The organism is Actinocrispum sp. NPDC049592 (assembly GCF_040675465.1).
Taxonomy (GTDB): domain Bacteria; phylum Actinomycetota; class Actinomycetes; order Mycobacteriales; family Pseudonocardiaceae; genus Kibdelosporangium.
Genome location: NZ_JBFAPA010000015.1, coordinates 301,030 through 313,471, shown reverse-complemented (window position 1 = coordinate 313,471; position 12,442 = coordinate 301,030). Strand labels below are relative to the sequence as shown.

General features: G+C 68.0%; 11 protein-coding genes. 3 read left to right on the top strand and 8 right to left on the bottom strand.

What is annotated here, in order from left to right:
- A partial coding sequence (locus tag AB0J95_RS33515) for a DUF222 domain-containing protein (RefSeq protein WP_364766987.1) occupies window positions 1-560 on the bottom strand: 560 nt, incomplete at its 3' end.
- Window positions 561-948: 388 nt separating this feature from the next.
- The gene (gene rfbC / locus AB0J95_RS33510; protein WP_364766984.1) at window positions 949-1,521 is read right to left on the bottom strand and encodes a dTDP-4-dehydrorhamnose 3,5-epimerase; all 573 of its coding nucleotides are present in this window, start codon (window positions 1,519-1,521) and stop codon (window positions 949-951) included.
- A gap of 281 nt (window positions 1,522-1,802) precedes the next feature.
- On the opposite strand from rfbC, the gene AB0J95_RS33505 reads away from it, so the two are divergent.
- The 3 genes from AB0J95_RS33505 to AB0J95_RS33495 are packed head-to-tail and all read left to right on the top strand — an operon-like array spanning window position 1,803 to window position 3,930.
- On the top strand, window positions 1,803-2,243 hold the full coding sequence (locus tag AB0J95_RS33505; RefSeq protein WP_364766981.1) for a hypothetical protein: 441 nt from the start codon (window positions 1,803-1,805) through the stop codon (window positions 2,241-2,243).
- 32 nt (window positions 2,244-2,275) lie between these two features.
- Window positions 2,276-2,770: a hypothetical protein gene (locus tag AB0J95_RS33500; protein ID WP_364766978.1), complete on the top strand. Its 495-nt coding sequence runs from the start codon at window positions 2,276-2,278 to the stop codon at window positions 2,768-2,770.
- Window positions 2,767-3,930: an MAB_1171c family putative transporter gene (locus tag AB0J95_RS33495; protein ID WP_364766975.1), complete on the top strand. Its 1,164-nt coding sequence runs from the start codon at window positions 2,767-2,769 to the stop codon at window positions 3,928-3,930. The genes AB0J95_RS33500 and AB0J95_RS33495 overlap by 4 nt, the downstream gene beginning before the upstream one ends.
- Here the strand turns inward: AB0J95_RS33495 and AB0J95_RS33490 are convergent.
- The 6 genes from AB0J95_RS33490 to AB0J95_RS33465 all read right to left on the bottom strand — a co-directional run bounded on the left by AB0J95_RS33490 (window position 3,865) and on the right by AB0J95_RS33465 (window position 12,360).
- Window positions 3,865-4,956: an amidohydrolase family protein gene (locus tag AB0J95_RS33490; protein ID WP_364766972.1), complete on the bottom strand. Its 1,092-nt coding sequence runs from the start codon at window positions 4,954-4,956 to the stop codon at window positions 3,865-3,867. The genes AB0J95_RS33495 and AB0J95_RS33490 overlap by 66 nt on opposite strands.
- Before the next feature lie 129 nt (window positions 4,957-5,085).
- Complete coding sequence (locus AB0J95_RS33485) at window positions 5,086-5,883, bottom strand: PIG-L family deacetylase (RefSeq protein WP_364766970.1); 798 nt, start codon at window positions 5,881-5,883, stop codon at window positions 5,086-5,088.
- Between the two features lie 27 nt (window positions 5,884-5,910).
- A complete protein-coding gene (locus tag AB0J95_RS33480; protein ID WP_364766967.1) occupies window positions 5,911-7,482 on the bottom strand; it encodes a C1 family peptidase in 1,572 nt (523 codons plus the stop codon).
- A 119-nt stretch (window positions 7,483-7,601) separates the two neighbouring features.
- Window positions 7,602-9,125, bottom strand: coding sequence for an alkaline phosphatase D family protein (locus AB0J95_RS33475; RefSeq protein WP_364766964.1), 1,524 nt, complete (start codon window positions 9,123-9,125; stop codon window positions 7,602-7,604).
- A gap of 11 nt (window positions 9,126-9,136) precedes the next feature.
- Window positions 9,137-10,681 carry a hypothetical protein gene (locus tag AB0J95_RS33470; protein WP_364766962.1) on the bottom strand — a complete coding sequence of 515 codons (1,545 nt, stop codon included), beginning with the start codon at window positions 10,679-10,681 and terminating at the stop codon, window positions 9,137-9,139.
- On the bottom strand, window positions 10,678-12,360 hold the full coding sequence (locus tag AB0J95_RS33465) for a glycoside hydrolase domain-containing protein (protein WP_364766960.1): 1,683 nt from the start codon (window positions 12,358-12,360) through the stop codon (window positions 10,678-10,680). Before AB0J95_RS33465 ends, AB0J95_RS33470 begins: the two co-directional genes overlap by 4 nt.
- Window positions 12,361-12,442: the final 82 nt, after the last annotated feature.

Genomic DNA, 12,442 nt, shown 5'->3' with positions numbered 1-12,442 from the left:
CCACCATCCCGACGACCGCGGATGTGCAGCATCCGGTCAGGCTGTTTCGGTTCCGGATCGGGTGGCGGTGGACCGTCGGGATCGACGATGTTGCGGACCCGGGTGCCGAAGCGGGCCAACGCATTCGGGTCGTCCTCGGCGGCCTGGGCGACCATGGTGGACTCGGCCAATGCGAGCTTCTCGGGCTCCAGATCGGGCAGGTCCTTGAGAGTCTTGCGGATGACGTCCACGGCCTCAGAGCCAATGTCTCCGGCAGCCAAGGCAGAGGCAGTCGCCGGGAGGGCGGGCTCGATGACCGACCCGGTAGGCGTGATGCTGGGGAACAGCGCTTCGGCCTGCGCGAGGCGGAGTTTGGCTTCCCTAGGGGAGATCCGCAGCGCGTGCACCAGGAGCGCGGCTGGGTTGGAGTAGCCGAGTTCGGTGGCGAGGCCTTGGTTGTTCAGGAAGGCCACCAGCTCGAGCTGTCCGTGGTGGATCCGCCGGGCCTGGGTCTCGGACGCTTGCAGGGCAGCGACGATCTCTTCTTTTGTTTTACCCCAATGCTTCCCACTGCCTTGCATAGCTCCACAATACCGGGCACAACCCGCGATTTCAGTGCCACGCAAGGCCATCACCGATGTGGGTGACCCGCCAACGCGAAGCGCAACAGACCCCGCCTTCGTGCCCTGTCCCTCCGGTATGGCCTGGCGCTTGCGCAATCGCATCTGTCAAGTGGGGGCCACAAACCAAACGCCGGTCCGCCAACGCAAACCAACCACCCACCCAAGCCATACGGACCGGCACCCCGCTGGAAACCCAGCCCCCACTTGACAGATGTGATTCCCTCCGGGCAGGCCATACCAGAGGGACAGGGCACGGCCCTGAACCCCCTCTGGGTGGCGCTGCCGCGCGGCGAGCGCTTCTTTCACCCAGCTGGATGTCAGCCCGTCCGGCAAGGACAAACCCTACCTAGAGGCAAGCCGAGTACAAAGGCAGAAGACCCCGCGAAAGAGCGTCCTCAAGAGAAGGAGCAGCGCGATCCCGATCCGACAGGATCGGCGAAGCAGGCAGCGGCAACCCAAGCCCCCTCACCGAAACCGCAAGCTCCACAGCGGGATCGTAGTTCCGCGACAACAGATAAGCCACAGCAGAAGAGTCCACAAGAGACACAAAAGCATGCCCAACCCCCACAGGCAGATACACAGCCTCCCCCGCCCCGGAAAGCTCAACAGAGTCCCAGACCCCGAAAGTCGGCGACCCCACCCGGAGATCAACCACAACATCCAGCACCCGCCCCGAAGGGCAGTAAACGTACTTGGCACACCCGGGGGGCGTAGCCGTGTAGTGCACCCCCCGAACCACATCCACCGCCGAAACACTCACGCTCGCCTGAGCCACCTCGAACAGCGCCCCACCCACCACGGAAGCGAACACCGGCGACTGGAACACCGACACGAACTGCCCACGATGATCGGGATACACCTCGGGCACGAACACAAACGCACCACGTACTGAGAGCGGACGGCTACGCACGGGTGTCATTCTGCGGGGCCGGCAGGCACATCTGCACCCCCAGCAGAAGCGGATCTACCCTGGCCGACCCCGCGTGATGAACGGATGCCGCCACTGCGCGCGTCGTCGCGCCCGGGAGGCCCGATGTCCCGGGCACCCCTCCTGTTCACCTTTTTGAACAATCCTTACTCTTCTGGTCCGAACCACGGTTTGTCAAGCTCCACTCCTTGTAATATGGCTCCAACTGGGCGGCGACTCTGGGTGTTCACCACGCTGAACAGTTGCACCACGACGGCTGGGAGGGTGGCGGAGTGGTCGACGAACCGAGGCTGGCGGCGAAGCTCGAGGCGCTGATCCGCGAGCACTACGCGGGGCGGGGCGGGAAGGTGCCGGGCACCGCGGCGATCGCGCGGGACATCCGGGAGCGCACGGGGCTGCGCATCTCCACCGGGACCCTGCACAAGCTGCGTACCGGCCAGTTGGAGGCGCCCACCGGCGCGCGGCTGGAGGCGCTGGCCGCGTTCTTCGGCCGCCCGGTCGCGTTCTTCCTGGATCCGGAGGCCAGCAACGCGGACATGGATCTGGCCGTGGCGCTGCGGGAGAAGGGGGTGCGGGCGATCGCGCTGCGCTCCGCGGACCTGTCCGAGGCCAGCCGCGAGGCGATCCTGACCATGATCGACCGGGTGCGGGAGATCGAGCGAACCGATTCGCAGCGTGACGAACAAGTGGACGCGCCGTCGCGGGACGGATAGTTTTTCCCCGTGCCCGCTGCGAGACCCCGGTCATGTTGACCGCACGCCGGCTGCGTAAGCGCTGCCAGGAGGTGGTGCGCGGGCTGCGGCTGCCCGACCCGTTCTCGGTTCCCGCCCTCTGCGACGCGATCTCGGCGCAACGCGGCCGCACGCTGTACCTGCACCCGCTGGAGAAACCTGCTGGCGTGCCGGACATGCCGTGCGGGATGTGGGTGGCCACCGACGTCGCCGACCACGTCTTCTTCGAGCAGCAGACCAGCACGTTCCACCAGGAGCACATCATCCTGCACGAGCTGGGCCACATGATCTGCGGACACACCCTGCCCATGCTCGGCGAACAGATCGACCCGGCCGACGGGCCCGAGCTCGTCCAGCAGGCACTGCTGCGAACCAGCTACAACACCCGTCAGGAGCAGGAGGCCGAGCTGGTCGCCACGCTGATCCTGGAACGTGGCCAGCAGATCAACGGCGAGCCCGTCACCGAGTCGGACCGCAGACTGGGCAAGGCGCTGGGATTCGACCAGTGAACGCCGACACGATCCGGATCGTGCTGCTCTGCTGTTCCTGGCCTGTCATCCTGCTGCGGATCCCCGCCGTCCGCGTTGCCGACCAGAGCCTGCTGTGGTTCACCCTGGTGTTCCAGGCCATCGGGCTGACCGTCCTGCAGGCGCCGGTGATGCGCGCGATCCACGACCTGACCGGTGTGCCACGCATCGAGAGTCTGATCTCCAGCCTGCTGGCCAGCGTCGTCACGGTCTTCCTGCTTCGGGTCGCGCTGCGGATCTCCTCACCGGACGAGGTCAGCGCGCGCTGGAGCCGCCGCGCCGCCCTGTACTGCGCGGCCACGATCGTCACGATGATCGTCATGTTCACCCTGGTCACCACGCAACATCTGCCGACCAGGGAACGGTTCCTGCCGGTGCCCGGCGGGTTCACCGCGCACACGGTCTACTGGATCGCCTACCTGACCTACATGGTCGTCACGACCGGCGCGACCGCGTTCCTGTTCTGGCGCCAGATCCTCAAGGTCATCACCCCGGTGTTGCGGGTCGCGTTGGTGGCGCTGGCGATCGCGACGACCTCGTTCCTGATCTTCCTGGGACTGCGGGTGGCCGCGCTGTTCTCCACAGCCTCGCTGCTGCCCGAACTCGGCGTCTACGTCTCGTCGATCTACTCGATCGGCGTGACGACCGGGTGTTCGCTGGCGATCATCATGCCGCTGAGCCGCAGTGTGGCCGCCTGGTGGCGGGCCAACCAGCTGTACTCCTTGTGGCGTGCGCTCTACGACGCCCTGCCGCAGATCGCGTTGCACCCGCCGCGCAGCCGGTTCGTCGACGCGTTGATGTTGCGCGACAGCAGGCACCGGCTGAACCGGCGGATCGTGGAGATCCGCGACGGCATGCTGATCATGCGCGAGTGGATCACGCCGGTGGCCTATGAGCGGATCGTCGAGGCCATGCCGGACGAGGCCGCGGCCACCGCGTGCTGGCTCAAACAAGCGCTCAACGCCAAGGCGCAGGGCGAAGAACGAGTCGCGAAGCCATTGGACCTGGTCCGGCAGGGCGGCGTCGACCAGGAGACCGAACGGCGCTGGCTGACCGCGGTCGCCAAGGCCTGGGCGTCACCCCTCGTCGTCGCCTACAACGCGCCGACCGCCGCTGAACACAGCACGAACGTCCGTTATTAGCGCAGCCAGATCCCGCGTCGGATCCCCCGCCACCACAAGCAGGTCCGCCTCGTAGCCCGCCGCGATCCGGCCTTTCCGCGACGAGATCCCGCACGCCTCGGCGGCGAGACTGGTCACGGCTTGGAGCCCCTCAATCGGCGTGCACTCCGTGAACGCCACGAACTCCGCTACAGACGACGGCAGTGCGTCGTGCGCCTTACCACCGACCCCAGCATCCGACGCACACACCAGACGCACCCCAGCACGCCGCATACCCCCGTACATCGCGCGTACCGCGTCGAGCCGTGGTGTGCGCTTGGTACCGCCTACAGTCACGCCCACGAACGTCCCAGCCGCCGCGATGGCGTCGATGGTCGCCCAGTCGGGGTCGGTTCCGTCCGGCGTCAGGAACGTGCAGTGCTCGATGACATCGACCCCCGCCTGCACGGCGTCCGCGATCCCCTGGCCACCGTGGGCATGCGCGGCCACGAGCCGCCCGGCGGCGTGCGCGGTCCGCACGATCAGGTGAAGTTCGTCCGCGGTGAACTGGGAGTCCTGCGGGGCGCTGCCGGGGGTGATGCTGCCGCCGGTGGCCATCACCTTGATCACGTCGACCCCGCGCGCGATGTGTTCCTCCACGGCGGCCTTGACGTCGATCGCCTCACCACCGAGGAACCAGCAGTGCCCGCCCGGCGAGGTGATCGGAGGGCCGGCCACGAGCACGCCCGGCTCCTCCGCGCGCAGCCGCAGGCCGAGGTAGCCGCGGTCACCCAGATCGCGGACCGTCGTGATCCCGGCCCGCAGCGCCTGCCGGAAATGCGTCCGCATGCGGTCCAGGACGGTCGAGTCGTCGTCCGACGTCATCGAGCTGACGATGTCGCCGCCCGGCGGGAACGCCAGATGCGTGTGCGAGTCGATCAGCCCCGGCAGCAGGGTGACGTCCTCGACCGGCTCGGCTGTCGGCGAGACGGACGCGATCCGGCCGTCCTCAACGACGACGACAGTGGGCTGGTCGAACAAGGTCTGGCCGTCGAATACCCGTCGCACCCGTACACGCTGCAAAAGATCTCCCCCGACATATAGCAGTGCCGCGCTCAACCGACCTGGGGGTCATCGGGAGCGCGGCACCGACACCAAGATTACAGCAGTCCGCGCGGAGCACCAATCCCGGACCCGTCATGACATGAACAACTCACGGCCCTGGGACCCGCCGGATGCCCGAATGAAGGCCTCCGAACGGAACACATCGGCGTACTGATCGGCGCTCAGCCGGGCCGCCAACGAGCTGCCCAGCTGGCTCTCATGGCACCGGAGAGCTGCGCGTTTGCGCTGCACGAGGCCGGTTATGCCGATCCGGTGGGTGATCCGGGAATCGATCTCGGTGAGCACCCGGATGCGCTGCGCGTCGGCGTCCGAGTGGCGGAATCCCGCCACATTGAGTGCGTTACGCAAGTGTTGCCAATGTCTCAAGCCGTGCGCACTGAAGTACAAGTTCACCGGAAAGGGGGATATTTCGACCGCCAGCGCGGCGGCACTGGCGGCATGCCGATGATCGACGTGCTCGTGCGATGCGTCCGGATTGTGGGTGATCACGACGTCTGGGCGATATCGATCAAGCAAGGCGGCCAGCTTCGCGGCTACCGACTCGACCGGGACCCGGCTGAAGACCGGCTCTCGCGCGAACCGGTCCCAGCCGGGCATTCCCGAGTCGTGATAGCCGAGCCGCTCGACGACGGACACGCCCAGCACCTCGCAGGCCGCGTCCAGCTCCGCGCGCCGGATCTCGGCGACCGCCGCGGGATCGTGCCCGGGCGAGCCCGGCTTCACTCCCCCGGGCCCGTCCCCGAACTCGCCGCCGGTACAGGTCACCACGACCACCCGCACGCCCCGATCGGCGTGCATGGCGATGACCCCGCCGGCACACGTGGACTCGTCGTCAGGATGGGCGTAGACCCCCATCAGCGTCCTGGCCACACCTCATCTGATCACACGCGGTTCTGATCAGACACGACGGCCGTTCACGCCGTAGTTCTGGCCGCCCCACTGGGTGGTGCCGGAGAAGATGTCCTTCTCCCAGGTGTGCGCGTACAGCTGGAACGGCCGCTGGTCGTCAGCTGCGAACCCGATCCGCGCCCGTATAACGTGCGGGTGCGCACTGTCGAGGCCGCCGGTGACTGCCAGGGTGCGCCCGTCCTCATGGGTATAGCTGGCAGAGAACGGCGCAACCGACGTGACCCGTAGCGTGCCCGTCCAGCCGTCGTGGTTCATCGCCCACGTGCCGATCCAGTCGTTCGCCACGAACCCGGACGTCGGCCGGCCCGGCAGCGCGGACCGGGAAAGGCTGACACCAAAGGGAATCCCGCTCCACGACGTGGACCCGGCGGCCAACGTCGGCGCGAAGCTGTACACGTACGCCCAGAACTCCTGGCCACTGGCAGTACCCGGCTGGACCTTGCCGGGCTGGTCGGCGATCCAGAAGTGCAGGGCCTGACCGTTCTGCGCGGTGACCCCGTTGACGTCGTAGGACTTGCCGTCGCGGTAGTAGTTGCCCAGCTTTGTCGGCTGTCCCTGTGAACGGCGGTAGTTGGTGGTGCGCCGAATGACCAGCTCACCACGCCAGCCGTCGTGGTCCATCTGCCAGCGACCCACCCAGAACGCGTCCCACTGCGGCGCGGCGTTCACCGCGTCGACGTCGGTGATGTAGCGGCCACCCAGGATCGGCCAGCTCGTCGAGTCGTACGAGGACTCGATGATCTTGCCCTCACCCCACGAGTTCTTGATCAGGTAGACCCGCCGGTTGCGGTCATAGCCCACGATCAGGGTGGCGTGCCCGGGCACGTCGACGACCACCTCACGGCCGGAGGCGATCACCTTCTCGATGTCGGACGGCGACGGGTTGCCCGGGATGGCCGCATAGCCCGTGACGCGGTACTTCGCCTGGTGGCGCGACCGGGTCGGGATGTGTCCCTCCAGGAACTCGAAGACGTCCAGCTGTTCCTGGCTGGAGTTCCAGTCCAGGGCGCCGCAACCGGGGTTGTCGGTCCGCAACCGCTCCCAGGCCGGGCCGTCGCCGTAGGGCGCGAGCGACTCCACCGGGATGGCCGACCGGGCGAGCTTGTCGACGATGTCGCTGCTGCCCTGGAACCCCCAGTAGGAGCTGTTGTTCTCGTGCGGCACGGTGGTCGTCATGTAGTCGTCGTAGAGTTCGCCCGCTTTGTTGATGTGGAACGCGAACTGCTCCGACAGGTCCAGGTCGACGCCGTACTTGCGTTTGTAGGCCGCCTCCATGGCAGCGCATGCGGCGAACGCGTAGCAGGTACCCCGGCCGCCCTGGTTCTTGAAGCTCGTCTGGTAGCCCGCCAGGGACACGGAGTCCGGCGTGTCCACGTCCGGGACGTGCACGAGACCGTTGGCCTCGGCGGCCACGTTGGCTGCGGCCACCGCGCGCCGGTGTGCCTCGATGTCCCCTGTCCGCGCTGACGCCACCGCCGGTGACACCAGGCCCGCCGCGGCTGCTCCGGCGATCACGCCCAGCCGCAGTGCGCCACGACGGTTCATCGACTTGTCCGACATTCAAGTCCTCCCGCTCGAGTTGGAAAGCCGCCGTTCAGCGTCTTGCCGAGCGGTTCCCGGGCACCAGGGCCGGGACCCCCGGTCCGGCCGGGAACTGTTCCCGGCCGGACCGCGTAACGTCACGGGTTCTGCAGGCCGGGCCGTCCTTCCTGGATCACGAACGACTTCAGCGTGCGGGCCGCGGCGCCGCGGGTGGTGATCTTGTCGACCGCGCGGAAGTCGACGTTCATCGCGGCCGGGGTCACCTGAGCGCGTACGTACCCGCGGTGCTGGGAGTAGAACCGCAGGTGCGGGTTGTAGGCGCCGTTGGGGATGCCCGTGGTGTCCGCACCGTCGCCGCCGGAGGACACCGAACTGGTCACCAGTTCCGTACCGATGACGGGGGCGCCGGGGTTGGTGTAGTCGACCTTCAAGTCGTTGGCCCACGCGCGGTGTACGTCACCGGTTAGCACCACAGGATTACGGACTCCCCGTTGCACCCAGCCCTTCTGGATGCGGTCACGGGATGCGGGATAGCCGTCCCAAGCGTCCATGCTGACGGCGTCGTCGCCGTCAGCGTTGCGGGCGAAGAACACCTGCTGCCCGATCACGTCCCAGGTACCCGTGTGCTGCGACAGCCCGTTAAGCAGCCAGTTCTCCTGCGTCATCCCGGGAAGGCTGCGGGCGGGATCACCGGCCGACGGGCAGTACTTCCAGCCGTCGTCGCAGGCTTGGTCGTTGCGGTACTGGCGGGTGTCGAGCATGTGGAACGTGGCGAGCTGGCCCCAGCGCACCCGCCGGTACAGCGGGATGTCCGCGCCCGTGGGCTTGGCTGTCGCGCGTAAGGGCATGTTCTCGTAGTACGCCTTGTAGGCGTCGGCACGCCGTTGTTTGAACTGTGCTGCTGTGAGTGCCGGGGAGTTGTCGGCACGCGTCAGGTTCGCGTAGTTGTTCTCGACCTCATGGTCATCGGGTACGACCAGCCATGGCGCGGCCGCGTGTGCTGCCTGCAGGTCGGTGTCCGCCTTGTACTGCGCATAACGGCGGCGGTAGTCGGCGAGGCTGACGATCTCCGAACCCAGGTGCTCACGGACCGAGCCGGAGGTGGCGGCGTCCTCGTAGATGTAGTCGCCGAGGTGCAGGATCAGGTCCGGGCGGTCGTCGGCCATCCGCCGGTAGACCGTGTAGTAGCCGGACTCGTAGTGCGCGCACGAGGTGAACGCCATCAGGAAGTTCCGGCCCAGCACGTCAAAGGCGGGCGCGGTCCGGGTCCGGCCGACCGGCGAGAGGTGGCCGTCGGCGCGGAACCGGTAGTAGTACTCGGCATCCGGCTGCAGGCCGTCGACCTCCACGTGCACCGAGTGGGCGTCGGCGTACTGGGCCGCCACCTCTCCACTTCGGACGATCTGGGTGAACCCCTGGTCGGTGGCCACCTGCCAGTAGACCGTCATCGGGCTGTTCGGCATGCCGCCGTGGCCGTCGGCGTTCAACGGCGCGGGCGCGAGCCGCGTCCACAACACGACACCGTCCGGCAACGGGTCACCCGAGGCCACGCCCAGGGTGAACGGGAACGCGATCGCGGCGGACGCCGACCCGCCGAGCGCGAGCGCACCGGCGGCGGCAGCCGTGCCGAACACGAAGATGCGGCGGTTGAACCTGGTCATCGCCATCCCCCTTACTTGACCGAGTCCTGGTTGTCGTTGAGCACGTGGGCACTGCCGGCGAACGGCGTGCCCGGGCCGAACGCCGACGCCGTGCCGATGTCCGCCCTGGTGACCTTCCGGTTCAGCGTCACGGCCAGACCGTCGCCGGACAGTCCCGGGGTGAGCACGAACATCGCGCCCGTACCGTCCTCCCAAGGCGCGGCCACGGTCAACTCCGCCTTGCCGTCGCCGGTGATGTCGAGGACCCGCAGGCCATAGCCGAAGCCTTCGCCCGCCTGGGCAACGGCGTTCACCGTGTTCTCGCCGAACGCGGTCACGGTGTGGGTGAGCAGGCCGGATGTGCTGCCGCGGAACAGGAACACCGAACCTTCGCGGTTGTTCTCCTTGAGCGTGGCCGCGGCCAGGTCCTCGATGCCGTCGCCGTCGAGGTCACCGGCGGCGAGCGTGCCGCCGAAGAAGTCGTTCGCCTCGGCGCCGCCGGGCACGTCCGCGGTGTCCTGGTCGATCACCTGAACGGTGGTGGTCAGCCCGGTCGCGCTGCCCCGGACGGCCACCAGCGCACCGGAGTCCGCCGGTCCGCCGCGACGGCGTTCGGCCTGCACGACCAGGTCCGCGTTGGCGCCGCCGTGGAACTTGCCGATCACCATCGACCGCCACTTTCCCTCGGTGGCGGCGTTTCCGACGCTGACGTACGAGGATCCCTGCACCACCAGCCCGGTCGCGCTGCTGTGCAACAGATGCACGGCTCCGGTCGCGCCGGTCGTCCCGTTGATCACCTCACCGGCGGAGAGCACGGCCAGGTCGTCGCGGCCGTCCCCGGTCACGTCGCCCGCGGCCAGCGCCCAGCCCATCAGGTCGCCCGCTTCGGCCGCACCGGCCAGATCCGGGTCGTCCTGGTTGTACGCGACGACGTTGTGCGTGGTCAGGCCCGCGGCTCCGCCGTAGAAGATCCACACCGCACCCGCGCGGGCCTTGGTCTCGATGGCCTCTCCGGGCGAGCCGACGCCGAGGTCCGCGTAGCCGTCGCCGTTGAAGTCGCCGGTCGCGAGGCTGCCGCCGAACAGGTCCCCGGCCTCCATCACCCCGGGCACATCCGCGGTGTCCTGGTTGATCGTGCCGAGCGCTCCGGCGATGGTGTGCAGGTAGGGCGCGGTCTTCTGACCGTACAAAATAGACACTGCGCCCGCGCTGGCGAGGCCGTTCACCGACTCGGTCGGGTTGCCGACTGCGACGTCCGCGAGGCCGTCGCCGTTGAAGTCGCCGGTGGCCAGGGCGGCGCCGAACTTGTCGTCGGCCTCCATGCCCAGGCCGATTCCCGGGCTGTTCTGGTTGATCATCGACGCGGGCGCCGTCCCGCCGGGCACAACCTCGACGGAGCCGCCGAGATCGTTGGGCACCAGGGCCGTGTCACCGCTGTAGGTCAGGCGTGCGCCCGTCGAGAACACCAGATCGGGGATGCCGTCGCCGTTCACGTCCGACTTGACAGGCGCTGCCGCATTCGCTGGCAGGCCAACGAGAACCGTCGAAAGGACGGCCATCACTGCGAGGATCTTCATTTGCCCGCCTGAAGTGCTGTCCAGGTGGCCGGGCCGACAATGCCGTCGACACCGAGGCCACGCGAGGTTTGGTACTGACGGACGGCCTGTTCGGTGGCCGGTCCGAAGATTCCGTCGACGTCCAGACTCGTGCCCAGAGCGGCGATCAGCGACCGCTGCAACCGTTCCACGGCGTCGCCGGTGGAGCCGTCCTTGACGGTCGGCGTGCTGCCCGCGGACAGCAGCGCGGTCCAGGTGCGCGAGTCGACGACACCGGTCACCGGCAGGCCAACGCTTTGCTGGCGGGTGCGCACGAGGTTGCTTGTGGCGTCATCGAAAGTTCCGCTCGGCGCGGTGTCCAGCAGGCACTGCGCGGCTTTGACCGCTGCGCCGGTGGCGTTGAGTTCGAGCTTCGGGTAGCTGCTGAGGGTGAGATTGACTGCGTCACAAGGGTTTGGCGTGCCGGAGCCGACGTCGAGGTAGTTGCGGTCGATGCCGGACAGCCGCACCCCGCCCCAGGTCTCGGGTACTTCTCCGGAGTACTGGTGGATGCGTTGGTGGTTGGCCCAGTAGTTGTCCGGCGCGTAGGTGCCCGCGTCGGCGTCGGCCACATTGTTCCACCAGGCGAACCAAATGTGGTCCGGGCGGGTGTAGGCGGTGTTGTTGTAGGCGTTGGCCAGGTCCTTGATGCCCGAGGCGCCGCTGGAGTACACGCCGGACAGCCAGCCCTTTGCGTGCAAGGCTTCCGTCCACCCGCTCACGTACGACAGCACGCTGGCACGGCAGGCCGCGGTGTTCGAGTAGCCCTCGATGTCGCTGTAGACCGCGCTACCGCTGCCGAACCCGAGGGCGGTATTGGCCGAGATGGCCGCGTTGGCGGCGTCCCGGCCCTGCTGGCGCGCGGTGGCCGGATCGGTCGACATCTTCAGCCGGAAGTCCGTGCACGGCGCCTGCCGGCCGACGTCGATCAGGATGAACTTCCAGCCTTTGCCTGCCTGGTTGGACACCCAGGCCGAGGTCAAGTTCGGCTGGCCGCATGCTCGCAGCCCGCCGCTGCTGTAGATGCCGACGGCGTCGTAAGGCGAGGACCGCCAGGCATCCATTGTGGACTGCGAAGGCGCCGAACAGACGTCAAAGCCCTTGCCCTTGAACGTACCCGGCGCCACGACCGGCGCCAGGGAACGACGCTTGGCCGGTGGAGTCAGTTCCGCGTGCTGCCCACCGGGGACAAGCTTCGCGCTGGCGAGGATCTCGCGGACCGCGGGCTCGTTGTCACCGGAGTGTGCCGCGGTGACAAGGACTCCGGCGTCCTCGACGCTGAGCTGGATGGTGCCGTCGCGGGACTCGATGTCCGCGGGCGGGGTCGCGGTTCCCGGGTCGGCGGTGGTGATCCGGCCGGGGACCTGCTCGGGCGGGATGTCCGCGATCGGCTCGACCACCAGGCCCGCGGTACGGCCCGCGAGCTTCGCCGGGCAGTCCGGCCGGGCGCTTTGATGTCCTAAATAGACTGTCTCGGTGTCGAACCGGACGCAGGCGGAGGGGTTCGCGGTGAGGTCGACCACGCGCCACCCGGCGGGAACGTCCACCTGGTAGCCGTGGTAGGTGATCGTGTGCGCCGCGGCGGCGGCCGCGGGCACCGCTCCCCCGGCGGCGAGCAGCACGGCAAGCGCTGTGACGGCCCGCCTTGTCGAATCGATCATCGGCACTCTCCTTGACGGCACGAGGACCGCCACGCTAGGGGCGTTTTCCCAGTGCCAGGAAGCGTTTCCGTCGTGGTGGAAA

What these genes read in the sequence shown, in the direction of transcription:
- rfbC (WP_364766984.1), bottom strand. Translation starts at nt 1,521, where the DNA reads ATGACACCCGTGCGTAGCCGTCCGCTCTCAGTACGTGGTGCGTTTGTG.
- AB0J95_RS33500 (WP_364766978.1), top strand. Translation starts at nt 2,276, where the DNA reads ATGTTGACCGCACGCCGGCTGCGTAAGCGCTGCCAGGAGGTGGTGCGC.
- AB0J95_RS33480 (WP_364766967.1), bottom strand. Translation starts at nt 7,482, where the DNA reads ATGTCGGACAAGTCGATGAACCGTCGTGGCGCACTGCGGCTGGGCGTG.
- AB0J95_RS33475 (WP_364766964.1), bottom strand. Translation starts at nt 9,125, where the DNA reads ATGACCAGGTTCAACCGCCGCATCTTCGTGTTCGGCACGGCTGCCGCC.
- AB0J95_RS33470 (WP_364766962.1), bottom strand. Translation starts at nt 10,681, where the DNA reads ATGAAGATCCTCGCAGTGATGGCCGTCCTTTCGACGGTTCTCGTTGGC.
- AB0J95_RS33465 (WP_364766960.1), bottom strand. Translation starts at nt 12,360, where the DNA reads ATGATCGATTCGACAAGGCGGGCCGTCACAGCGCTTGCCGTGCTGCTC.